The organism is Qipengyuania qiaonensis, assembly GCF_019711515.1.
Lineage (GTDB): Bacteria > Pseudomonadota > Alphaproteobacteria > Sphingomonadales > Sphingomonadaceae > Qipengyuania > Qipengyuania qiaonensis.
On the sequence record NZ_JAIGNO010000002.1, the window covers coordinates 379333 to 402283 of the forward strand.

Annotated in this window: 18 protein-coding genes; 5 read left to right on the plus strand and 13 right to left on the minus strand. The window is 62.9% G+C overall.

Going from position 1 to position 22951, the window contains the following annotated elements; genetic code table 11:
• The 6 genes from K3174_RS04785 to K3174_RS04810 form a co-directional block, all read right to left on the minus strand.
• Positions 1 to 1428 (minus strand): ATP-binding protein, encoded by a 1428-nt coding sequence (locus tag K3174_RS04785; protein WP_221556160.1) that lies wholly within the window; start codon positions 1426 to 1428, stop codon positions 1 to 3.
• A complete protein-coding gene (locus K3174_RS04790) occupies positions 1428 to 2165 on the minus strand; it encodes a response regulator (RefSeq protein ID WP_221556162.1) in 738 nt (245 codons plus the stop codon). The genes K3174_RS04785 and K3174_RS04790 overlap by 1 nt, the downstream gene beginning before the upstream one ends.
• Positions 2166 to 2216: 51 nt before the next feature.
• Positions 2217 to 2915 (minus strand): EF-hand domain-containing protein, encoded by a 699-nt coding sequence (locus K3174_RS04795; protein ID WP_221556164.1) that lies wholly within the window; start codon positions 2913 to 2915, stop codon positions 2217 to 2219.
• Between the two features lie 179 nt (positions 2916 to 3094).
• Positions 3095 to 3493: a cupin domain-containing protein gene (locus K3174_RS04800; RefSeq protein WP_221556166.1), complete on the minus strand. Its 399-nt coding sequence runs from the start codon at positions 3491 to 3493 to the stop codon at positions 3095 to 3097.
• 1 nt (position 3494) lies between these two features.
• Positions 3495 to 3890, minus strand: a complete 396-nt coding sequence (locus K3174_RS04805; RefSeq protein ID WP_221556168.1) for a VOC family protein — start codon at positions 3888 to 3890, stop codon at positions 3495 to 3497.
• A gap of 59 nt (positions 3891 to 3949) precedes the next feature.
• Entirely contained in the window at positions 3950 to 5752 is a 1803-nt protein-coding gene (locus tag K3174_RS04810) for an aminopeptidase P family protein (RefSeq protein ID WP_221556170.1), read from the minus strand.
• Between the two features lie 142 nt (positions 5753 to 5894).
• Here K3174_RS04810 and K3174_RS04815 point away from each other — a divergent pair, with 142 nt between their 5' ends.
• The 3 genes from K3174_RS04815 to K3174_RS04825 are packed head-to-tail and all read left to right on the plus strand — an operon-like array spanning position 5895 to position 9066.
• Entirely contained in the window at positions 5895 to 8048 is a 2154-nt protein-coding gene (locus K3174_RS04815; RefSeq protein ID WP_247711877.1) for a S9 family peptidase, read from the plus strand.
• Positions 8049 to 8050: 2 nt separating this feature from the next.
• The gene (locus tag K3174_RS16790) at positions 8051 to 8674 is read left to right on the plus strand and encodes an HAD family hydrolase (protein ID WP_221556172.1); all 624 of its coding nucleotides are present in this window, start codon (positions 8051 to 8053) and stop codon (positions 8672 to 8674) included.
• Positions 8671 to 9066, plus strand: coding sequence for an acyl-CoA thioesterase (locus K3174_RS04825; RefSeq protein ID WP_221556174.1), 396 nt, complete (start codon positions 8671 to 8673; stop codon positions 9064 to 9066). The genes K3174_RS16790 and K3174_RS04825 overlap by 4 nt, the downstream gene beginning before the upstream one ends.
• Here the strand turns inward: K3174_RS04825 and K3174_RS04830 are convergent.
• A complete protein-coding gene (locus K3174_RS04830; RefSeq protein ID WP_221556175.1) occupies positions 9063 to 10742 on the minus strand; it encodes a sensor domain-containing diguanylate cyclase in 1680 nt (559 codons plus the stop codon). The genes K3174_RS04825 and K3174_RS04830 overlap by 4 nt on opposite strands.
• 138 nt (positions 10743 to 10880) lie before the next feature.
• The gene (ald, locus tag K3174_RS04835; RefSeq protein WP_221556177.1) at positions 10881 to 11996 is read right to left on the minus strand and encodes an alanine dehydrogenase; all 1116 of its coding nucleotides are present in this window, start codon (positions 11994 to 11996) and stop codon (positions 10881 to 10883) included.
• A 116-nt stretch (positions 11997 to 12112) separates the two neighbouring features.
• On the opposite strand from ald, the gene K3174_RS04840 reads away from it, so the two are divergent.
• Complete coding sequence (locus tag K3174_RS04840; protein WP_221556179.1) at positions 12113 to 13174, plus strand: substrate-binding domain-containing protein; 1062 nt, start codon at positions 12113 to 12115, stop codon at positions 13172 to 13174.
• Between the two features lie 12 nt (positions 13175 to 13186).
• Here the strand turns inward: K3174_RS04840 and K3174_RS04845 are convergent, their stop codons facing one another.
• The 3 genes from K3174_RS04845 to K3174_RS04855 all read right to left on the minus strand — a co-directional run bounded on the left by K3174_RS04845 (position 13187) and on the right by K3174_RS04855 (position 17679).
• Complete coding sequence (locus K3174_RS04845) at positions 13187 to 14770, minus strand: DUF389 domain-containing protein (RefSeq protein WP_221556181.1); 1584 nt, start codon at positions 14768 to 14770, stop codon at positions 13187 to 13189.
• Positions 14771 to 14836: 66 nt separating this feature from the next.
• Positions 14837 to 17170: an FtsK/SpoIIIE family DNA translocase gene (locus tag K3174_RS04850; protein WP_221556182.1), complete on the minus strand. Its 2334-nt coding sequence runs from the start codon at positions 17168 to 17170 to the stop codon at positions 14837 to 14839.
• 56 nt (positions 17171 to 17226) lie between these two features.
• Positions 17227 to 17679, minus strand: coding sequence for a thiamine phosphate synthase (locus K3174_RS04855; RefSeq protein WP_345719583.1), 453 nt, complete (start codon positions 17677 to 17679; stop codon positions 17227 to 17229).
• Between the two features lie 121 nt (positions 17680 to 17800).
• On the opposite strand from K3174_RS04855, the gene K3174_RS04860 reads away from it, so the two are divergent.
• On the plus strand, positions 17801 to 18472 hold the full coding sequence (locus K3174_RS04860; protein WP_221556185.1) for a YggS family pyridoxal phosphate-dependent enzyme: 672 nt from the start codon (positions 17801 to 17803) through the stop codon (positions 18470 to 18472).
• Positions 18473 to 18498: 26 nt separating this feature from the next.
• On the opposite strand, the gene K3174_RS04865 is transcribed toward K3174_RS04860, so the two are convergent.
• Positions 18499 to 21258, minus strand: coding sequence for a [protein-PII] uridylyltransferase (locus tag K3174_RS04865; protein WP_221556187.1), 2760 nt, complete (start codon positions 21256 to 21258; stop codon positions 18499 to 18501).
• Positions 21255 to 22949 carry a class I adenylate-forming enzyme family protein gene (locus K3174_RS04870; RefSeq protein ID WP_221556189.1) on the minus strand — a complete coding sequence of 565 codons (1695 nt, stop codon included), beginning with the start codon at positions 22947 to 22949 and terminating at the stop codon, positions 21255 to 21257. Before K3174_RS04870 ends, K3174_RS04865 begins: the two co-directional genes overlap by 4 nt.
• Positions 22950 to 22951: the final 2 nt, after the last annotated feature.

Below are 22951 nucleotides of genomic sequence, written 5' to 3' on the forward strand. Positions count from 1 at the left end.
CTAGAGCGGAATCCTGATCTCTGCCCTGAGGCCGCCTTCGGGGCGGTTGGTTAGGACGAGCATGCCGTCATGCTGTTCGGCCACCGCGCGGGCCAGCGTTAGGCCGAGACCTGCTCCACCCGTCTCGCGGTTGCGGCTCGCTTCGCCGCGAGTGAAGGGTTCGAGCATTTCCGCTATGCGGTCCTCGGGTATGCCCGGCCCATCGTCGTCCACGCGCAAGATCGCATGTCCGTTCTCGCGCAGGATTTCGACCCGCGCGGTGCCGGCATAACGGAGCGCGTTGTTTATCAGGTTGCGCAGGCCCCGCTTCAGCCATGTCAGATGGATCGAAGCGGCAATACGCCCTGACGTTTCGAGCGTTACCGGGCTGCCCATGTCTTCGAATTCCTCGACCACGGATGCAGCCAGAGCACCGAGTTCGGTCATTTCCGGGGGGGCATCGCTACGCCCGATGCGTGCAAGCGAGAGAATCTCGTCGAGTGTCCTGGTGATGTCCTCGATGGTCGCGGCCATCTTGTCTCGTGCCGCCTCGTCCTCGACACTCTCGATTCGCACGCGGAGGGCCGCAAGCGGCGTTTTGAGGTCGTGACCGATAGCACCCAGCATCACGTCTTTCTCCCCCAGCATCGAGCCGATCCGCGCCTGCATGGCGTTATGCGCCTCGATCAGTCGGCGGACGTCCTGCGGGCCCGATACGGCGAGCGGTTCCTCGGGCGTGCCGGCCCCGCCGAAACGCCTGGTGCGCAGTGCCAGCGTGTCTAGGGGACGGGTGATCCGGCGCAGGACGAAATACAGCAGGCCGACAAGAACGAGGAACAGAATCAGCGTCTGCATGGCCAATGTACGCACTATGGCTCGATCCCGTGGCGGGATCGGCAGACGCGCTACCTGCCAGGTGTTGCTCCCGGCCTGCCTCATTCCGACAACCAGGAGATTATCGGGAACCTTACCCATCTGCGCGCGCATCCGTGGATAGCGTTCGCTGGCAGCCCGGGTGAGTTCGTCGTCCAGCAAAGACCTTTCGACTATCACGAGCTCTTCGGCATCGACGCCCTGCGTGCTCAACAGATTCGCGAGCGCGGCCTCCCGGTCGATGTCGCGCCGTTCGCCCGGCGAAAGTGGTGACTGCGCCGCTTCGCGATAACGGATGTCGCGGGGCAGGCGGAATCTCAGCTCGCCTTCGGAGGAGGGATCCAGTGCTCTGGCCAATGCTCGCCGGTCGCGCCGCTCCCCACCGCGGGGCCCGTCGCGATCTCCCCGCCGAGCCCCTGCCAACAACTGAAAAGCGGCCGCATGCGTGATGGCGAGTTCGCGCCTTTCGGAAGCGGCGCGATAGAGCATCACTGCCGATATTCCCTGTGCGATCAGCAAGGCGGCCGTCAGTGCCAGCATGACCTGGCCCAGCAAGCTTCGCGGCAACAGACGCATCAGCTTTCGCCAGGACGGTGGGTGCGGGTCACATCGGCCGCGAACCGGTATCCGCCGCCCCGCACAGTCTGGATGAAGTGCGGATCGCGGCTGTCCGTTTCGATCTTGCGACGCAGGCGACTGATCTGGTTGTCGACCGCCCGATCGAACAGATGTGCCTCGCGGCCTTGCACCATATCGAGGAGACGATCCCGGTCGAGCACCTGCCGGGGATGGTCGCAAAAGGCACGCAGCATTCTGAACTCGGCGGTCGAGAGCGGAACAAGCGCGCCTTCGGGATCGGTCAGCCGGTGTTTTAGGGGATCGAGCTCCCAGCCTTCGAACTGATAGAGCAGCTCTTCTTCCTGCGGGACGGCGGGGCGCTCGGCCCGGCGCAGTACTGAGCGGATGCGGGCGACCAGCTCGCGCGGTTCGAAGGGCTTGGTCACATAATCGTCGGCACCGATCTCGAGCCCGACTATGCGATCCATCGCTTCACCCTTGGCGGTGAGGAGGATGGTGGGCAGGCTGCGGCTTTCGATGAGGTGGCGGCAGAGAGAGAGGCCATCCTCGCCCGGCATCATGATGTCGAGCAGGACGAGATCCGGCGTCGATTGCGCCAGCCTGCTGCGGGCCGCCGCCGCATTTGCGGCCTCGTGCACGACGAACCCCTGGCGAGTAAGGTACTCGGCCAGGGGCTCGCGCAAGGACGGTTCGTCGTCGACGAGTAGCAGGGTGGTGGGCGCGGGTTCGGTCATGATCTGTCCTTGCCCGCGCCTAGCTCTGTAGGGGGCCTGCAATCAAGCGGCCTACTGGCCGCGGCGTTCGGCCCGCTTGGCCTGGCGAGCGGCCTTGGCGGCTTCGCGCTCTTCGGCCGAGATCGCTCCGTTGCTGTCGGTGTCGACCTTGGCGAAGCGGGCCTGAGCGGCAGCATCGAATTCGGCGCGGCTGATCGCCTGATCGCCATTGGTGTCGACGCGTTCCATCATACGCATGCCGCGTTTGCCACGCTTGCCGTTTTCGCCGCGCGCTTCGCGCATGGCCTGCAATTCGGCTGGCGAGAGGCCGCCCGAATTGTCGGTGTCGGCCTGGGCGAAGCGTTCCGCCAAATTCGTCGCCCGGTCGCCGCCGCGCTTGCCGCGCCGTTCGGCCCGCTCGCCACCACGCTTGCCGCGACGCTCGGCGTGCTCTTCCCGTTCCGGCCGGTCGGCCTTGCGTGCTTCGCGAGCGGCTTCCATCTCGGCGGCGGTCAGTTCACCATCGCCGTTGGTGTCGGCCTTGGCGAACATCTCCGCGCCGCGGGCAGCCCGGTCGGTGCTGTCGAGCACACCATCGCCATTGGCATCCATATTGCCGAAGCGCTTGGCGCTTTGAGCCTGCATTTCAGCCATGGTCACTACGCCATCGCCGTTTGTATCGGGATTGTGCTTGCCCGCGTTCTGGGCGAGCGCAGCTGTGCCGGTCAGCGCCAGTACAGCAACTGAAAGGCCTAGGAAGGTCTTGTTCATTGCATATCTCCAAGTTTCTGAAGAGCTGCGACGGACCGGGGGGTCTGAGGGGAGGAACGTTCAGTCCGCCACAGCTCACATCCCCTATCTAGGCTCGCATTGTCGCAACACTATCCCGGATCCGGCTCAAATTGTATCGGTTTGTCGCGCTCCGCTCGGGCCGTTCACGCAGCAGACAGCTAGCGCGGGCGGTGCTGCGTGCCTTCGCCCGCGGTGATGAAAATGGCCGTCGCTTCGTCCTTGACATCGGCGATGTGCCATACGCCCGGCGGATTGATGGCATATTCGCCGGCACGCAGCTTCATCGTTTCTTGCCGACCATCGGGAAATTCCTGCGTCAGGACCATTTCGCCCGACGTGCAGATCACCACCTCATCGCCCAGCGGGTGCATTTCCCAGCTCGGCCAGCCTTCGGTGAAACGGTACTGGCTGACCAGCCGCCCTTCGCGGCCATCCGCTCCGTGCCGCTCGCCATAAGCCTCGTACCATTCCATCCCGTCGAAGGGCGGCTGCGGCACGGCCGTCGCGCCGAGACCCAGATGGACGAAATTCTTGGCAAGACGGCGCGGGTCGGGCATATTAGTTCACCTTGTCCATGAGGAATGCGTTGAGCTTATTGCCGTCGGGGTCGCGGAAATAGGCGGCGTAGAACACCATTCCGTTTTCGTCCGGTTCACCGCGCGGTCCGGGTTTGCCTTCGCAGGTGCCACCATTCGCTAAGGCGATGTCGTAGAGCCGCTGGACCTGATCCCGATCCTTCGCCTCGATCGCCACCATGGTACCGTTGCCGACACTTGCCTCCCTGCCGTCGAACGGCTTGGTCGCGGCGATGCCGGGCGCACCGTCCGGCTGGCCCCAGGCAATGAACGTTCCGAAATCCATCATCCTCCCGACGCCCATTTCGGCGGCGAGCGGGTCATAGAACCTGGCGGCCCGCTCGAGATCATTGGTCCCGAGAGTAACATATCCGATCATAGCAGTGTTCCTTGAAAACGACTCGCGACCAAGAGAACATTATAGGAACATTTCCTACATCACAAGGGCGCGCATTCGGTTTCGAGCCATGCGAGATCCTCGCCCTCAAGCTGCGGAGAAAGGATATTCCAGACCTTGGCGTGATAGTCGTTCCACCAGCCGATTTCGGCGGGCGAAAGCAGGTCTTTGTCCACCAGTTTGCGGTCGAGCGGGACGAAGGTGAGCGTCTCGAAGCCGAGATAATCGCCCTCGCTCTCGATCCCCGCCGGAACGACGAGCACGAGATTTTCGATCCGGATGCCATAATGTCCGGCCTTGTAGTAACCCGGTTCGTTGGAAAGAATCATGCCTTCGCGCAGCTCGGTTTCGGTGCCGGGAAAAGCACCGCCAGGTTTCGAAATCCGCTGGGGACCTTCATGGACCGACAGATAGCTGCCGACGCCATGGCCGGTGCCGTGGCCGTAATCGACCCCGCCATTCCACAGATGCATCCGGGCCAGCGCGTCGAGCGCGCCGCCGGTGGTGCGCTCGGGGAATTTCTGCATGTCGAGCTGGATGTGGCCCTTGAGCACGCGCGTATTGCGCTCGATCATTTCCGCGCTCGGTTCTCCGGGGCCGACCCAAACCGTGCGGGTGATGTCGGTGGTCCCGTCGAGGTACTGGCCGCCCGAATCGACGAGATAGATCGAAGAAGGGGGGATCGGGATATTGCTGTCCTCATCCACCTTGTAATGCGGCAGCGCGGCGTGCGGGCCGGCGGCGCTGATCGTATCGAAGCTGGCATCCTTCAATACGCCGCCCGCCTCGCGGAACTCGCGCAATTTGGCCGCGGCGGCGAGCTCGTCCACGCCGCCTTTCGGCGCTTCGATCGATAGCCAGCGCAGAAAGCGCGACACCGCCGCGCCGTCGCGCGCCTGCGCATCGCGCTGGCCTTGTTGTTCGGCGGGGTTCTTGATCGCCTTGGGCAGCACGGTCGGGTCGGCTTCGCGGACGATTGTCGCACCGCCCGCTTCGAGCGCGTGGAAGATGCCGGCGACGGCGTGCTTCGGATCGACTGCCACCGACGTGCCCTTGAGGTTCGCCAGCGCGGGTTCGAACGCACTGCGTTCGCGCACCGTCACGGCATTGCCGAGATGCTTGGTCAGTTCTGGCGTGACCTTGTCGGGCGCGATGAACAGCTCGGCAGTCCCGTCGGAATGGGCGAGGACGTAAGACAGGGCAACCGGCGTATTGTCGACATCGGTGCCGCGCATATTCAGCAGCCAAGCCACCGAATCTAGCGCGCTGATGACGGTTGCGTCATAGCCTTCGTTCTTGAGCCAGTCGGCGATTTCGGCGCGCTTGTCGGCACTTGACCGGCCGGCATGTTCGTCGGCATGCGGGACCGCCGCGGCCAGCGAGGCTTCGGGCCGATCGTCCCAGATCGCATCGATCGGGTTGCCATCCACGGGGACCAGCGCGATGCCCTTCTTGGCGAACAGCTTTTCAGCCTCTTCGGTCCAACCGATGCCGTGCAACCATGCGTCGTAGCCGATTGTCGCGCCAGCGGGCGCATTCGCGGCGATCCATCTGGCGGGCGAGGTGGCAGGCACGTCCTCGTAATCGTACAGCTTGCCGTCCACCTGCTCGCGTACCTGAACGGTGTAACGCCCGTCGGTGAACATGGCTGCCTTATCCTTCAGTACCGCAGCACTTCCCGCACTGCCGCCGAAGCCGGTCAGCCATTTGAGGCGTTGGGCGTAGGAGCCGACATATTCGCTCATATGTTCATCGGAAATCGGAATGACGAAACCGTCGAGGCCACGCTTGCCCAATTCCTTGCGCAATCCGTCGAGCCGGGCTTCATAGGTCTGCATCAGCATGGAGAAATCCTTTCATCGGGACCGGTCGCCCGTGCGGCGACTCGGTGCTTGCCGGCCGCGATGGGGCCGCATAATCACTCCCCCGTCATAGTCATCCGCGGCGCCGCTTTCCAGCTTTGCGCCGCCAGGGGGAGGGTCGATCATGCCTTTCATGCGATACGCCGCGTGCCTATCTGCCGCATCGCTGGCGCTGGCCGCGCCGCTTCACGCCCGAAATTTCGAAGGGACCATAGTGACCGAACCGAAATCGCCGCCCACTGCCGAGAAGCGCGACCACAGCTATTCGCATCATGGGATCACCATTGCCGATCCCTATTCATGGCTGAAAGACCCATCCTATCCGACGGTGGACGATGCGGACGTGCTCGCTCACCTGAAGGCAGAGAACGCCTGGTTCGAAGCGCGGATGAAGCCGCAGCAGGCGCTGGTCGACGAGTTGTTCGCGGAAATGAAGGCACGGATCAAGGAAGACGATTCCACCGTTCCCCAGAAGGATGGCGACTGGCTCTACTGGTCCGAGTTCGAAGAGGGTGCGGAGTACCGCAAATATTACCGCAAGCCGGTGGCAGGCGGCGATGCCGTGCTGATTCTCGACGAGAACCAGCTGGCCGAAGGGCACGAATATTTCCGGCTCGGCGCCTTCTCCGTGTCGAAGAACGGGCGCTATCTCGCCTATTCGGCGGACATCAACGGGTCGGAACGCTTCACCGCGCGGATCAAGGATTTGCAGACCGGCGAATTGCTGCCGGACGAAATACCCGGAACCCTGTCGGGCCTGGTCTGGGTCAAGAACGATACCGCGCTGGTCTATGGCCTCGCGGACGACAACTGGCGCGTCCACGACGCGACTATGCATGTCCTCGGCACCCCGTTGGACGAGGATGTCGAACTCTACCGCGAAACCGCGGATGAAGGGTTCCGCGTCGGGGCCGGTCTGTCGGCGCAGGACGACTGGCTGGTCATCGCCACCGGTGACAACGAAACGAGCGAAGTGCGGCTCGTGCCTGCCGACGATCCGACCGCGGAGCCGATCCTCGTCAAGGCACGCCAGAAGGGCGTCGAATACGATGTCGATATCCGCGACGGCACCTTGTGGGTTCACACCAATGACGATCATGTCAATTTCCGGCTGGCGAAAGCCACGCTCGATGCGCCCGGCGAATGGACGACGCTGATCGAAGGATCGGACGAATTCTACCTGACCGGGTTCGACCTGTTCAAGGATTACTACGTCACCGAAGGGCGGCTGCGCGGGCTCGACCAGATCCAGCTACGTTCCTATGTCGATCCCAACCTCGTCAAGCCGGTAGCCTTTGCCGAAGCGAGCTTCGATGCCGGGCTCGGCAACAATCCCGAATACGATCAGGACCGGCTGCGGATCGCCTATGAAAGCATGGTCACGCCGGATTCGGTTTACGACTATCATGTCGATAGCGGCGAGCTGGAACTGCTCAAGCAGCAGGAAATCCCCAGCGGCTACGACCCCTCGCTCTACACGACGGAACGCGTCGAGGTTGCCGCGCGCGACGGCACGATGATCCCCGTCAGCATCGTCATGCGCAAGGATCGGCCCGAAGGTCCCGGCCCGCTCCATCTCTATGCCTATGGCGCCTATGGTTACGCCGTTCCGCCGGGTTTTTCGACCACGCGGCTGAGCCTGGTCGATCGCGGTTTTGCCTATGCCATCGCGCATATCCGGGGCGGCGACGATCTCGGGCGCAAATGGTACCTGCAGGGCAAGCTCAACGAGCGGGTGAACACTTTTACCGATTTCGTCGATGTGGCGCAGGGGCTGGTTGCGAAGGGGTACACCGAAAGGGGCCGGATCAGCATTTCGGGCGGCTCGGCCGGGGGCGAACTGATGGGCGTCGTCGTCAATACCGATCCCGATCTGTGGGGCGCGGTAGTGGCGCATGTGCCCTTTGTCGACGTGCTCAATACCATGCTCGACGAGGATCTGCCGCTGACCCCGGGCGAATGGCCCGAATGGGGCAATCCGATCCTGTCGAAGCAGGCCTTCGCCTATATCCTCAGCTATTCGCCCTACGATCAGGTGGTGGCGCAGGATTACCCGCCCATGCTGGTGACCGCGGGTCTCAACGATCCGCGCGTGACCTATTGGGAACCCGCCAAATGGGTAGCCAAGCTGCGCAAGCTGAAGACGAACGATAACGAATTGCTGCTCAAGACCAATATGGGCGCGGGCCATGGCGGCAAGTCGGGCCGGTTCGAATCTATCCGCGAAACGGCGGAAGAAGTCGCGTTCGTCCTGTGGCAGCTGAACAAGGGCGAGTAAGCGTGACGATCCGCAATGTCGTGTTCGACGTCGGCAACGTCATAGTGCCCTGGGACCCAAGGGGCATCGAGCTCGATGCCTTCGGGCCCGACCGTGTGGCTGAAGCCGACTACATGCCCGCCCTCTCAGGAAACCCATTGTGGTTGGCCCTCAATCGCGGAGAATACACGCTCGCCCAGGCGCGGGCGATATATATCGCCGAGCATGGTTTTTCGGAAGACGAAGTCGATCGTCTGTTCGAATCATTGTTCGCAAGCTTCGTACTGATCGACGGGACCGTCGAACTGATGCACGAGTTACGCGGCCTTGGCGCCCGCCTCTTCGCGATTACCGACAATGTTCACGAAATCGTCGCCCATTTGCAGCGGGAGCATGATTTCTGGCCGCTGTTCGAACAGGCCGCAGTGTCCGCCGAACTGGGCGTGCTGAAGCCCGATCCGCGCATGTACCGCCATGTTCTCGAACTCGGCGCAATCGATCCGACGGAGACGCTATTCTTCGACGATGTTGCGAGAAACGTTGCAGGCGCCGAGGCTGTTGGCATGCATGCGCGGGTGTTCACCGATGCCGCCAAAGCGAGGGTCGACCTGCGCGAACTCGGCGTCGATATAGCGGAACGGCCATGACCACCCGCTTTCCCCGCAGCTTCACGGCCCGCCCCGAGCACATCGACGAGCTCGGTCACGTCAATAACGCCGTCTGGGTCCAGTGGATTCAAGATATTGCTACGGCCCATTGGGACGCGGTGGCGCGTCCGAAGGATCATGAAGCATTCTTCTGGGTCGTGACTCGTCATGAGATCGATTATCGCGGCAACATCGATGCGGGTGAAAGCGTGGCGGGCGAAACCTGGATCGAGGGCGCAGCGCGCGGGGCTACCTCGCTGCGTCGGGTCGATTTCCGGAATGAGTTGGGCAGGATTATCGTGAGCGCGGCAACCACCTGGGCGATGCTCGATCGAGCGAGCGGGCGGCCAGCGCGGGTCCGTCGCGAGCTGCTCGCCCCCTTTGTCGACTAGGCGGCGGCGCTTGCTTCGTCGGCCACCTGTGGCACGAACCAGTCGAGGGTGTCGCGGCGCGTGCGGTTGCGGCCGGCGCATTTGGCGTCGTAAAGTAGCTGATCGGCACGCGTATAAAGGCTCCAGAAGTCGAGCTCGGGATCGTCGGCGACCGCCGAGAAATCGAGCAATCCCATGCTGGCGGTAACCGGGCGGTCGAGCCCGTCGATATCTGCAAGCGTACGTACCGTGATCGCCCGGCGACGCGCTTCGGCGCGCTCGGCTGCATCCTTGCCGCGCAGCATCAAGAGGAATTCCTCGCCGCCGATGCGGAAAGCCACGAGGTCCTGGTCGTCGCTGGCCCTCAAAGCCGCGGCCACGCAGGTCAGGACGCCATCGCCATAAGGGTGGCCGAAAAGGTCGTTGATGGGTTTGAAATGGTCGATATCGATCACTGCAATGGTGTGGAAACCTTCGGCGACGAGCTGTCCGAAGCGCGTGTCGAGCGAGCGGCGATTGCGCAGCCCCGTCAGCTCGTCGTGTTCGCTGAGTTTTTCCAGCGAACGGGCCTCGTCGAGTGCCTGATCGCGCTCGCGCTTGATCGAGATGAAACGGTCGGCGACGGCCAGCGCAGTGGCAATGACCTCGAACAGCAAAGCCAAATTCTGCGGCCATGTTTCGTCGAAGGCATAAACCTCCGGAGCCGACACCACCGCCAGGAACTGGACAACCACAACCAAACTGAATGGAGCGAAACCGAGGATGAGATAGGATGCCATCCGGCTCCCGGCACGTCTTGCGCGCCACAGGATGGCGAAATACGCACCGAGCATCAGGATGTATGCTCCGAAATAGAGATGATCGACCCAGTAACCGAAAAGCTGCGGATACAGTGCCGTGGCCGCCCCGTTCAAAACCGCAAGGGGCGCGATTGCAAGTAGGATGCGGCGCTGCCTGCTGGAAGTGCTTGCGCGTTCGATGAAGCTGCTCGCGAACAGCATCGTCGCGGCCACCATGAGATCGAGGCTGAGATAGGTAATGTAGAGCTCGTTCTCGAAGCTGATGGACGTCATGAGCGGGACGAGGCCCGAGACCGCCGCAGTCTGTACGCAGGCCATGACACAGAAGAGTGCGTGCCACAGGGGGAACGGCTTGCGCAAAGCGCGGAAGTAACCGAAGTCGAACAGGACCGGGGCGAGCAGCAGGCCGCAGATAAGCGCGGCGACGAGATGCACGAACCCCGAAGTCGGTGGAGCGGAAGGCTCGGCAACCAGGTCTGCGGCGGCCAAGGCGTCGGGCCATTTCCCTCCGTCGAGAGTGAATACGAGCGCTGTGGGCTGTCCCGCGAATTCGGGTAGCTCGACCATGGAGCGCAGGCTGGATGCGCCGAGCCAGGTGTCGCGAAAGCCGTAGGCGCGGCTGCTGGTTGCACCATCCTCGCCGATCAGGGTGACCGTCAGCTTGTCGAATTCGTGACGGGCGAATTCGGCATGGCGAATGGTTGCGGAATCGAAGTTACGCCCCCGCAGATCGACGCGCACAAAGTTGCGGTCGGCGCTCCAATCGTGTTCGTCGCCGGCACAGGTCCAATCGTCTGGACGCGTGACCAGTTCCTCGAACTGCTGCGTGCGCGTGCCGGAAATCCAGCACGTCGATCCCTCTTCGAAGGCTGGTGCGGCAAGCGCGGAGACGGGCATGAGGAACTGGCCTGCGCCGATGGCAAGCAGAAGTAGCCGCACGAGGTGCAGCAGATCGACTGATCGAGCCCGTCCCACAGGGGCGCGCTAGGGGGAATGGCTTAAAGGGCGATTAAGGAGTCAGCCCCGTAAGAAAACCTAGTCCAGCAGCTCCGCTACGGGGCGATAGTCGTAGCCCAGCTCGCTGGCTACGGCCCGATAGGTTATCTCGCCCTTGTGGACGTTGAGCCCTTCGGCGAGGTGCGGGTCTGCCGCCAGTGCGCCCTTCCAGCCCATTCGCGCGATCCGCAAGGCATGCGGCAAGGTGACATTGTTGAGCGCATAGGTACTCGTGCGGGCCACCGCGCCCGGCATGTTGGCCACGCAGTAATGGACAATGTCGTCGACGACATAAGTCGGCTCGGCATGTGTGGTCGCCCGGCTGGTTTCGAAGCAGCCGCCCTGATCGATGGCGACATCGACGAGTACCGCGCCTTTCTGCATATCCTTGAGCATCTCGCGCGTGACCAGCTTCGGCGCTGCAGCACCGGGGATGAGAACCGCGCCGACGACAAGATCGGCGGTCGTGACTGCGTCGTAGAGATTGGCGGCATTCGAGAAGCGCGTGCTGGCACGGGCCTCGAAATGTGTGCCGACCTTCTCCAGTACTTCGGGATCGCGATCGAGGATGGTGACATCCGCACCGAGGCCGACCGCCATCTGCGCCGCGTTGAAGCCGACTACGCCGCCACCGATAACAACGACCTTGCCCGGCATCACGCCCGGTACGCCGCCCAGCAGCACACCGCGTCCGCCATGCGCTTTCTCCAGTGCGGTCGCACCGGCCTGCACGCTCATGCGACCCGCTACCTGGCTCATCGGCTTCAGCAGCGGCAACTGGCCCCTCGGGCCGGTCACCGTTTCATAGGCGATGGCGGTCACGCCGCTCTCGACAAGATCCTTCGTCTGTTCCGGATCGGGGGCGAGGTGCAGATAGGTGTAAAGGATCTGGCCCTCGCGCAGTTTCTTGCGCTCGACCGCTTGCGGCTCCTTCACCTTCACCACCATCTCGCATTCGGCGAAGATCGCATCCGGCCCGTCGACGATCTTCGCGCCTGCGGCCACGTACTGCTCGTCGGTCGCGTCGATACCGCGCCCTGCGCCTGTCTCGATCCACACGTCGTTGCCCTGCATGACGAGCTCTTTCGCGCTCTCGGGCGTCAGGCCGACGCGATATTCGTGGTTCTTGATTTCCTTGGGGCTGCCGATGAGCATGGGGGACTCCTTGTCTGCGGCAGCCCGTTACAACTGCAACCATGTCGGGGCAAGCCTGTCACCCGTCTGTCACCCGGCAGTTCTACCGGTTTGACGTAGAACAGAGGGAGACAGACATGGCCTTCACCCGCACACTGCTTGCCACCCTGGCAGCCACCAGCCTTCTCACCGCATGCGGCACCGGCGCCGAGGATAACGCCGAAACCGGCTTCAAGATCGTCGGCTCGTCGACAGTCTATCCGTTCGCCGAGCGCGTCGCCCAGCTTTACGGCCAGGCCAACCCGGACTTGCCGACACCGGTGATCCGGGCCAACGGGACGGAGGCCGGGATCGAAGAATTCTGCACGGGCGATGGAGCGGAGACGCCCTCCGTGCTCAACGCATCTGCGCGGATGACGGCGGAACAGCTGCAAGCCTGCGAAGCCAACGGCGTTACCGACATTGCGGAAATCCCGATCGGTCTCGACGGGATCGTCTTTGCGGTTTCTGCGACTGACGGCCTCGACCTCGCGCTGACGCCGGGGATCATCTACCGCGCACTGGCAGCACGGCCGTTCGACAACGATCAGGACGCGGAAAACTGGTCGCAGGTCGACGAATCGCTGCCTGACGAACCCATCATCGTCTATGGCCCGCCCGAAACGTCCGGTACCCGTTCAAGCCTGGCATCGCTGGTGCTCGAGAGTGGCTGTGCGACCAACAACCGCATCGCTACTCTGAAGGGCACCCAGGACGCGAAATTCACCGAGATCTGCGATACGCTGCGCGAAGATGCGGGCTATATCTCTCAGGGCGAGAAGGACGACGTGATCGTGCGGAAGGTCGCCCAGAACCCGCGGGCGGTCGGCATTTTCGGCTATTCCTACCTCGAGGAGTCGGATGGATCGATCAAACCGCTGGCGATCAACGGGGTCGAACCCAATGCGGAAACCATCGCGGACGGCAGCTATCCGGCATCGCGACCGCTGTTCCTCTATATCAAGAAGTCGCACATAGCGGCACAGCCTGGGCTCAAAGAGTACCTCGAGACCTGGCGGCAAAACTGGGGTCGCGGCGGCGAACTGACCCGGATCGGCCTGGTTGCCCATACAACGCCCTTCAGCGGCGATTTCGCGTCGGCTTCGACGCTGACCGCGGCAGCGCTTGATGGCGGCTCCGACCAGTCCGGTGCGGAATAGGAAAGGCCCGGCCTAGTCCTGGGCGGTGGCTGCAGTCGACCAGCTGGCGGTCACCGTATTTTCATTTCCAGATTGCCGCGTATCGACACGGCTTGAGGTCGTGCCGAGAGCTTGGGTGACCGTCGCCAAAGCGCTTTCGCTGCCGGTCAGCGTGACGCGCACTCCGGTGCGCTCTGCAGCCCAGCCTACAAGAGCGACCTGTGCCGCATTGCGTGTATCGAGCCCTTCTTCGCCGACGATTATCTCGGGCAGGGACACAAGCGGAGGACGAAGTTCGACCGTCCACCCCGGCGTCGTGCGTTCGAGCCGACGCTCCAGTTCTCGGTAGCCCGAAAGGCCCAGGCCGTCGAGCGGCCGGGCAACGGCCTGCGCTCGCTGGTTCTCTCGGTCGAGCAGTACGTCCTTGCGCTCCACCCCGGCAATCAGAGCCAGATTCTGACCTAGCGCGGCGATCTGCCTTTCACTCGCTTCGGCGGCTTCGCGCGCCCGCGCCTGTGCAAGGGCTGCCTGCTCGGCCGCGCCGGGATCGGTGCCGACCTGGAACTGGTCGATGGTTGCAATGACGGCCCGACCAAGCCGCTGTTCCAGCCGTCTGGCGACTTCGGTATCGGCATTCGGATTGAACTCGGGCGTGAATACGCTAGCGGAAACGGCTACGGGCTCGGTGTCCCAATTGACGATCGGCTGGTCGACCCGGGCACGGTCGGTGAATGCGGCGGCGACCTCCTGGTTGACGATACGCTGGCCGTTCGCCTCCCACGCAATGGTCCGGAGCGAAAAGCCGAGCGGCACGGCGAGAGTTATGAACACCGCTGCCATCACGATCGATTGCAAACGGCTCTGGCGATGGCTCAGATCCGATTGGAAACCGTATAGCCGGGCCATGATGGCCGCCGTCAGACCGATGGTGACGAGGTTGGTAATGAAGAGGCCGAGAGCCCCTGCGAACACGGTCCAGTTGAGCGTCGCCAAACCGAAACCGACCACGGCGAGGGGCGGCATCAAGGCAGTCGCGATGGCAACGCCGACGATCGTGCCTTCGCGGCCCCTGATGACCGCATAGGATCCCGCCAGGGCGGAGAACAGCGCGACCAGCAAATCGAACAGGTTCGGCCTTGTGCGGGCGGCAATCTCTTCCGTCACGGTCTGCAGGGGCGAGAAGAATACGATCAACGCACAAAATAGGATCGCGAATATGGAACCTGCGACCAGTGCCTTGCCGCAGCGCCTGAGCCAGTCCGCATCGCCCGTCGCAAGCGAGAAGCCCGTCCCGATGATCGGGTTCATCAGCGGCGAAAGCAGCATGGCGCCGATAACGACGGCGGGCGAGGAAAGCAGCAGGCCGAGAATCGCGATGCCCGCGCTCATCGCCGTCATGAAGACATAGCGGCTGGTCAGGAGCGATTCGCCGCGCACGCGCTCGATCGTGGCAATGTGATCGAGATCGGCGACTACTCCTTCGCGCCACCACAGGCGCAGTTCGGCGATCGCGCGCAGAATGGTCAGGCGGCTGATCGGGCGCCGTTTGGCAGGATCTGCAACAGCCTTGTCTTCGTCGGCCCAATCATCGGCGGGATTGTCGGTCGTGCTTGCCATCGGTGCGGGACTTAGCGGGACCGCAGGCGCAAGTCCCGCCAAAATTTCGGCACTGGTTCTCCCTGGTTAGATGGGGTTCCCGTCCTGATCGCGGAAGATTTCGCGGCGGCCGACATGGTTGGCCGGGCCGACCAGTCCTTCGCTTTCCATCCGCTCGATCCACTTGGCCGCCGTGTTGTAGCCGACGCCCATCTGCCGCTGCAGCCACGAGCCGGAGGCTTTCTGGTTTTCGATCACGATCTGGCAGGCCTGGCGATACTTGCGCTCCTCTGGATTGTCGGACGCCGTGAACTCGTCTTCGAAATTGAAGCCGCCGTCTTCGGGCTCTTCGGTCACGGCATCGACGTAATCCGGCTTGCCCTGCCCCCGCCAGTGATCGGCCACGCGTTCCACCTCTTCATCGGAAACGAACGGGCCGTGGACACGGATCATCGCGCCGGTGTTGGGTTTGTAGAGCATGTCGCCCTTGCCCAGCAGCTGCTCGGCGCCCTGTTCGCCAAGGATGGTGCGGCTGTCGATCCGGCTGGTCACCTTGAAGCTGATACGGGTCGGCAGGTTGGCCTTGATGACACCGGTAATGACATCGACCGAGGGACGCTGGGTGGCCATGATAAGATGGATACCGGCAGCACGCGATTTCTGGCTGAGGCGCTGGATCAGGACCTCGATCTCCTTGCCGACCGTGACCATGAGGTCGGCCAGCTCGTCGACGATCAGCACGATCAGCGGCAGCGGCTGGTAATCGAGCTGTTCCTCTTCGTAGAGCTCTTCACCGGTCTCGGGGTCGAAGCCTGTCTGCACACGGCGACCGAGTGGCTTGCCCTTCTCGATCGCCTTTTTCACCTTCTCGTTGAAGCCCGCAATGTTGCGCGAATTCACCGATGACATCATGCGATAGCGCTTTTCCATCTCCTCGACCGCCCATTTGAGCGCGCGAACCGATTTGTGCGGTTCGGTAACCACGGGGCTGAGGAGGTGGGGAATGTCGTCGTAGCTCTTGAGTTCGAGCACCTTGGGATCGATCAGGATCAGCCGGCACTCATCGGGCGTAAAACGGTAGAGCAGCGACAGCAGAATGGCGTTGAGGCCGACCGATTTACCCGAGCCGGTCGTCCCTGCGACCAGCAGGTGCGGCATGGCGGCGAGGTCGGCGACGATCGGCTCGCCTGCGATGTCCTTGCCCAAAATCATCGGCAGGCTGCCCTCGTGGTCGACGAATGCGGCCGAATTGGCGAGCTGCTTGTAGCTGACCATCTGACGGTCGGCATTCGGCAGCTCGATCCCGATCACGGTCTTGCCGGGGATAGGCGAAACGCGGGCGCTGATCGCGCTCATATTACGCGCAATATCCTCGGCCAACCCCACCACGCGGCTGGCCTTGATGCCCGGCGCCGGCTCGAGCTCGTACATGGTGACGACGGGCCCTGCGCGCACCGCCGTGATCTCCCCCTTAACGTTGAAATCGTCCAGCACGTTCTCGAGCAGCCGCGCATTGCGCTCCAGCGCCATCTTGTCGAGCTTTGGAGCAGCGTTGTCGGGCGCGTTGTCGAGCAGATCGTGGCTCGGCAATTGATAGTTTGCGAACATGTCGCGCTGCTTGGGCTTGATCGCCGTGGGTTCGGGGGGTGTGGGGGCGGGATCGGCGATCTCCGGCGCACGCCGTGGCTCGCGAGCAGGCGCGGCGTCGGCCTCTTCATCTTCCTCGAGCGGCTTGGCGCGTTTCTGTTTCTTCGGGGCCAGCGGCAGATCGAACTCGGGCAATTGCGCCTTGCGCCTGACGAAATCGGGCAATGTCAGGAACTGCGCCCAGTCGATAGCGAATACGCGAGTAACCAGAGCCACGCCTCCGCCAAGGGCGATGAGCGCGAGCGCCAGCACGATCCAGCCCGAAAAATCGCCGCCGAAGCGATCTGCGACCGCCGCAATGCCAAGTCCGCCCAACTGACCGAGAAGTCCGCCAAGTCCGGCGGGCAGACTGCCGGTCTCGGGTTCGAACACCAGCGCGAGCACGGTCCCAAGCAACACCATTGCCGCGAGCAGCATGGCGAAGGGACCCCACCAGCGGCCGGGCGTTTCTTCCTCGTCCTTACGCTCGACGCCGGTCCATAACCGGCGGGCCGAGATGTAAAGCAGCGGCAGCAGCATCACCGCCGGGAGTCCGAGGAAATTGAGCGCCCTTTCGCTCGCCCAGGCACCGCTCGTGCCCATCCAGTTGCGAATGTCATCGCCGCTCGCCGCAGTCGACGGACTGGGATCGGTCTGGGTGTAACTGGCGAGGGCCAGAGCGAGGAAAATCAACAGCGCGAACAGCAGGCCCGCCCCCGCCATATGGGTGGCGCGGCGGAAGGAGCGGCGGAAAGCCGCGCGCCAATCGGGTGCTGCGCTTACGCGCGTAGCCATGTCGTGTCCCCTGATCCGTCGAGAACGCATAGTATGAGTCCTCGGGGACTCGCGCGTCAAGCAGCCTTCGTCGAAACGAGTCCGTCGATCGCGCCCCAGCGTGGCCAGTCGAGTTCGTTTGCACGCTCGCGCGTCATGCCGCCAAGGGCGATGACTGGAACGGCCGATTGCTGGGCAAGCACATGGAAGCCATGTATGCCGAGCGTCGCCGCGCCGGGGTGCGAGGCTGTGGGAAACACAGGCGAGAGAAACACTCCGTCCGCTTCGGCGGCGATGGCGGCCTGCAACTCCACGCCATTGTGCGCCGTGGCGAGGCGGAGGCCTTCTCCCAAGTCGCCTGGGGCGCCGTAGTGGCCGTCCGCTCCCCAATCCTGGGTGCCGGACAGCACCACCAGATGCCCCATCGAACGCGCGACTGCGGCAAGCTCCTCGAAGCGCGCGCGCCGTTCCTCATGCTCGAGATGGTAGTGGCGATATACGAGGCCCGAGCCCCGAGGCAGTCTTTGCAAGCCAGCATCCAGCCCGGCGTCGTTGCGGGCGTCGCTAAGCAACCACAGCAGGGGAAGGGCCTTTCGATCGGGCTCGGGATGATGCTGGCTTCGCGGCACACAGGCGTTATAGCGCGGCGCGATGGAAAAGGCAGATACTCCGCTTCAACAGGTCCAGGCGACAATCGCCAAAGCCAGCAAGATCGCCCGCCGCGACCCGGGCGACGTTACGCTGGTTGCGGTCAGCAAGACTCATCCGGCCGAAGCGATCGCGCCATTGCTCGTCGAAGGCCATCGCCATTTCGGCGAGAACCGCGTGCAGGAAGCGCAGGGCAAATGGCCGATGTTGCGTGACGTATATCCGGCGGTGCAACTGCACCTCATCGGCCAGCTGCAATCGAACAAGGCCGAAGATGCGGTCGCGCTATTCGATGTTATCCATTCGCTTGACCGCCCGAGTTTGGTGACGGCGCTGGCCAAGGCCATGGACAAGCAGGACAAGCGCGTCCCCTGTTTCGTGCAGGTCGATGTGGGCGAAGAAGATCAGAAAGGCGGTTGCCCGGTCGCCGATCTGCCCAAGCTGCTCCATCTGGCGCGCGACGCGGATATTCCGGTTGCCGGACTGATGTGCCTCCCGCCGTTCGATATCGAACCCGCTCCGTTCTTTGCCTTTCTCGACAAGCTTGCTCGCGATCATGAGCTCGAGGGGCGCAGCATGGGCATGAGTGGCGACTATGAGACGGCGATCAAGCTCGGTGCCACACATGTGCGCGTTGGAACGGCGTTGTTCGGTCGGCGACCCGCTCTCGACTAGCGCAGAGACGGGTGCGGGAGATCCGACTAGGCGTTTTCCAATCGATCCTGCGTCGCGTCGCTGGCGGCCTCGATCAGGCGCGCTTCGATCCGATTCATGCGCTCTCCCGGTTCCAGCTTTCCGCCGGTCAGGTCGGTAAGGTAGAACGTGTCTGCCGCGCGTTCGCCGTAATTGGTGATGTGAGCGGAATGGACGACCAGCCGGCTTTCGAACAGCACGCGCGCCAGCCGGTTCAACAAGGCAGGCCGGTCACGGGCGTTGACCTCGATCACGGTGAACTTGTTCGACGCCTTGTTGTCGAACAAGACGCGCGGCGCGACGTCGAACGCGCGTGCGCGGCTGTGCGCCAGCGGGCGTTGGGCGAGGCGGGGAGCCAGATCGACCTTGTTGGCGAGCGCATCGGCGATGCTGGTCTTGAGGCGTTCGAGCTGGCCTTCCTCGGCAAAGGGTTCGCCATGGGGGTCCTGGACCAGGAAATTATCGAGCGCCCAACCAATGCGTGTCGTGTGAATCCGCGCATCGATGATATTGCCGCCCGCCAGGTGGATGCCGCCCGCAATGCGATAGAACAGGCCCGGATGATCGGCGGCGATAACCGTCACCAGCGTCGCGCCGCGCGCCTCGTAATATTCGCAATGGATGGAAAGCCGATGCTCGCGTTCGCGCGCCGCGGCATAATGCACCAGATTCAGCGCGATGATGTCGGCCGGCTCGGCAATCCAGTACGGATCACCCATGGTTTGAGCCAGGTCTGCGACGAGATCCGCCTTGTCTCCCAGTATCTCCCTTACCTCTGCCTGCTTGTGCGCGATTGTTTGCTCGCGGCCATGGCGCATATGTCCTAGCCGCAACCGTTCACTCGACACATCGTAGAGTTCGCCGAGTAGCTGGCCTTTCCAGCTGTTCCAAGTGCCCGGTCCGACCGCCCGAATATCGACGGCGGTAAGGATGGCGAGGTGGCGCAGACGTTCCTGGCTCTGTACCTGGCCGACGAAATCCTCGATCGTCTTGGGATCGGTCAAGTCGCGCTTCTGCGCGGTATGGCTCATCAGCAGATGATTGAGCACCAGCCACGCGACCATTTCGGTCTCGCTTTCGGTAAGGCCGAACCTGGGGCACAGTTTTTCCGCCACCTCGGCCCCGAGTACCGAATGGTCGCCCCCGCGACCCTTGGCGATATCGTGCAGCAATGCTGCGACATAGGCGACGCGCCGCGAATTGACCTTGTGGATCAGCCGGGTCGCGCGTGGGTGGTCGTCGGCGAGTTCGCCCTTTTCGATCCTGTTGAGCAGCCCGATTGCGCGGATAGTGTGCTCGTCGACCGTATAGTGATGGTACATGTCGAACTGCATCTGCGCGTTGACCTTGCCGAAATCGGGCACGAACTTCCCGAACACGCCCGCCTCGTTCATCCACCGCAACACCATTTCAGGATCGTTGCGTCCGCATAGCAGGTCGAGGAAGAGCGCATTGGCGCGCGCATCTTCGCGAATGGAATTGTCGATCAAGCCGCTATCGCGATCGGCCTGACGCATGGTTTCGGGATGGACCTCCAGCTCTTCGGCCTCGGCCAGCTGGAAAATCTCGATCAGCCGCACCGGGTCCTTGCGGAACCAGTCGTCGGAAGGCGCGGCGATTCTGCCGCCGAACACGCGATACCCCTTGAGCTGGCGCGGCTTGTGTTTCCACCCCGCGAAAAAGCCGCGGCGTGCGGTCTTGGCCTCGAACTGCTCGTCGATATGTGCAAGGAATACGCCCGTCAGCGATCCGACGCGTTTGGCCTGTAGAAAATAGTACTGCATGAACCGTTCGACAGCGCTTTTGCCGGGGCGTTCGGCGAAATTCATCCGCTCCGCGATGCGGCGCTGGAGGTCGAAGGTCAGGCGATCCTCGGCCCTGCCAGTTATCACGTGCATATGGCTGCGTACCGCCAGCAGGAAATTCTCGGCACGGCGGAAGCTTCGATATTCGGCCGGTGTGAACAGACCGACGTCGACCAGCTCCGAAGCTGTCCGCACGCGATGGATGAACTTGCCGATCCAGTACAGCGTGTGCAGGTCGCGCAGGCCACCCTTGCCGTCTTTCACATTGGGTTCGACGACATAGCGGCTGTCACCCATGCGTTTGTGGCGAGCGTTGCGTTCGGCGAGCTTCTCGGTCACGAAGTTGCGTTCATTGCCGCGCACGACCTCGGCGGTGAACCGCCGCGATCCTTCATCGTAAAGGTCCTGGTCGCCCCAGACATAACGACCTTCGAGCAGAGCGGTGCGGATTGTCAGGTCGTTCTTCGACAGCCGCATCGCCTCGTCCAGCGTGCGGGTCGAATGGCCAACCTTCAGGCCGAGATCCCACAGCAGATAGAGCATCGCCTCGACCACCTGCTCGCACCAGGCGGTTTTCTTGCCGCCGACGAGAAAGGCGATATCGACGTCCGAATGCGGCGACATCTCCGCACGCCCATAGCCGCCGACCGCCATGACCGCCAGCCGTTCGGCCTTCGAGCGGTTGGCGCTGGGATAGAGATGGGTGGTGGCGTGATCGTGGATCACCCGAATTAACTGATCGATCAGGAAGGCGAAGCCGCCAGCATTCTCATGCCCCGCAGACGGCTTCTCCTCGAGCCTGTGCGCAAGTTCGGCGCGCCCGTCGTCGAGAGCGGCCTTGAGCCGTTTAACGACATGCGGGCGCGCCTTGTCACCATGCGCCGCCACGAGCGCATCGATCGCTGAAGCAAGCTCGCGCCTGTCGATGATAGCGCGCTGTTGGGGGACACGCACTGAGTTCAAGTGGCTTGATGTTCCCTGGTGAAGTGCGCCTTTACCGTACGCTTGTCGACCTTCTGCGTGCCAAGGCGCGGCAGCTGCTGATCGCTTTGCCAGACGATCGAGGGCACCTTGAAGGCGGCGATATGTTCACGCAGGAACTGCTGCAGATCGTCGACCGAAAGGCTTTGACCGGGATGGGGGTAATAGACCGCCGCTGGAATCTCGCCGAAGCGCTCGTCGGGCAGGCCGAAAACCGAGCATTCGGCCACCGCCGGATGCGCGTAGATGGCCTCCTCCACTTCGATGCAGCTGATGTTCTCACCGCCGCGGATGATGATGTCCTTTTTGCGGTCGACGATGAAGAGGTAGTTGTCCTCGTCGAGATAGCCGAGGTCGCCGGTGCGGAAATACGCGTCGTCCGAAAAGGCCGCCTTGGTTGCCTCCTCGTTCTTCCAATAGCCGAGGAAATTGCAGACGGAACGGATCGAAACCTCTCCGACCTTGCCCTGTTCCATCGGTTTGCCGTCATCGTCGAGAATGGCCATGTCGACCAGCGGCAGCGAAGGCATGCCCGTGCTGCTTGGCTTGGCCAGGTAGTTCTCGTTGAGATTTCCGGCACCGACACCATTGGTTTCGGTAAGGCCATAGCCGAGCACCGGATAGCCGTCCCGAAAGGCGTCCCTGATCTTTTTGACGTGCTCGATCGGCCGCGCGGCACCGCCGCCGGCAAACGTCTTGCACTGAGAAAGGTCGTATTTTTCGCGCTCGGGATGCACCGCGATCTCGTAGCTCATCAGCGGAACGCCGACGAAATAGGTGATCTGTTCCTCGGCCAGCAGGCGCAACGCCTCGGTCGCATCCCACTTGGGCATCAGCACCAGCTTGCGGCCCATGGCGAAGCTCTGCAGGAAGAGCGGCACCTCTCCCGTCACGTGGAACAGCGGGACGGCAACCAGCGCAGATGGCTGAACGGTCGGTGCTTCGCCGCGTTCGGTCAGCAATTGCAGGATCATGGCGGTCTGACAGACGTAGTTCATCGTGCCCGAAACGACGCCGAGATGATCCGAATAGGCGCCCTTTGGATGACCGGTCGAACCCGAGGTGTAAAGTATCGTGGCAAGATCTTCCGGCCCGATCTGGCCGAGCATTTTCATTGCCGTATCGCCGGCTGCCCAGACCGGGGCCAGGCCTTGCGACGGAACGCCGTGGTCGAACACAACCACCCTGGATGAATGTACCACGCCATCCAGCCGCGCCGCCCGCTGCGGGTCGGCCAGGACGAGCTTGCAGTCGCACAAATCGATTCCGTAGGCGAGTTCTTCGCCTGTCCACCAGCCATTGAGCAGCGTCGCGCAGCCGCCTGCCATCAGGATGCCCATATAGGCGACGATCCAGTTGGTCGAATTGCGGGCGGCCAGGCCGACGCGGTCACCCTTCTCGACCCCGTACTGCGTGGCGAGACCATGCGCGACATGGCTGGCGGCGTGCCATATCTCGCCGAAAGTCATGCGCATTTCGCCATCGACGATGAAGGTCTCGTCCTTCTTTTCGTTACAGAAGTGCGCGAAATAGTGGACGACGCTGGGCGGCGCATTCTTGAACGCGGGCATCGTCACGCCGCGGCGGGTGACTTCGGTCAGCTCGAACATCTGGCCGGCGGCGGTCACGGCGTCGGTGATGCGATGGATATCCTTGTCGAGTTCTGTCGGCATGG

Coding starts and splice junctions, on each gene's coding strand:
- K3174_RS04815 (WP_247711877.1), top strand. CDS start 5,895: ATGCCTTTCATGCGATACGCCGCGTGCCTATCTGCCGCATCGCTGGCG.
- K3174_RS04805 (WP_221556168.1), bottom strand. CDS start 3,890: ATGATCGGATATGTTACTCTCGGGACCAATGATCTCGAGCGGGCCGCC.
- K3174_RS04785 (WP_221556160.1), bottom strand. CDS start 1,428: ATGCGTCTGTTGCCGCGAAGCTTGCTGGGCCAGGTCATGCTGGCACTG.
- ald (WP_221556177.1), bottom strand. CDS start 11,996: ATGCTCATCGGCAGCCCCAAGGAAATCAAGAACCACGAATATCGCGTC.
- K3174_RS04850 (WP_221556182.1), bottom strand. CDS start 17,170: ATGGCTACGCGCGTAAGCGCAGCACCCGATTGGCGCGCGGCTTTCCGC.
- K3174_RS04830 (WP_221556175.1), bottom strand. CDS start 10,742: ATGCCCGTCTCCGCGCTTGCCGCACCAGCCTTCGAAGAGGGATCGACG.
- K3174_RS04810 (WP_221556170.1), bottom strand. CDS start 5,752: ATGCTGATGCAGACCTATGAAGCCCGGCTCGACGGATTGCGCAAGGAA.
- K3174_RS04860 (WP_221556185.1), top strand. CDS start 17,801: ATGGAAAAGGCAGATACTCCGCTTCAACAGGTCCAGGCGACAATCGCC.
- K3174_RS04825 (WP_221556174.1), top strand. CDS start 8,671: ATGACCACCCGCTTTCCCCGCAGCTTCACGGCCCGCCCCGAGCACATC.
- K3174_RS04800 (WP_221556166.1), bottom strand. CDS start 3,493: ATGCCCGACCCGCGCCGTCTTGCCAAGAATTTCGTCCATCTGGGTCTC.
- K3174_RS04790 (WP_221556162.1), bottom strand. CDS start 2,165: ATGACCGAACCCGCGCCCACCACCCTGCTACTCGTCGACGACGAACCG.
- K3174_RS04845 (WP_221556181.1), bottom strand. CDS start 14,770: ATGGCAAGCACGACCGACAATCCCGCCGATGATTGGGCCGACGAAGAC.
- K3174_RS04870 (WP_221556189.1), bottom strand. CDS start 22,949: ATGCCGACAGAACTCGACAAGGATATCCATCGCATCACCGACGCCGTG.
- K3174_RS04795 (WP_221556164.1), bottom strand. CDS start 2,915: ATGAACAAGACCTTCCTAGGCCTTTCAGTTGCTGTACTGGCGCTGACC.
- K3174_RS04840 (WP_221556179.1), top strand. CDS start 12,113: ATGGCCTTCACCCGCACACTGCTTGCCACCCTGGCAGCCACCAGCCTT.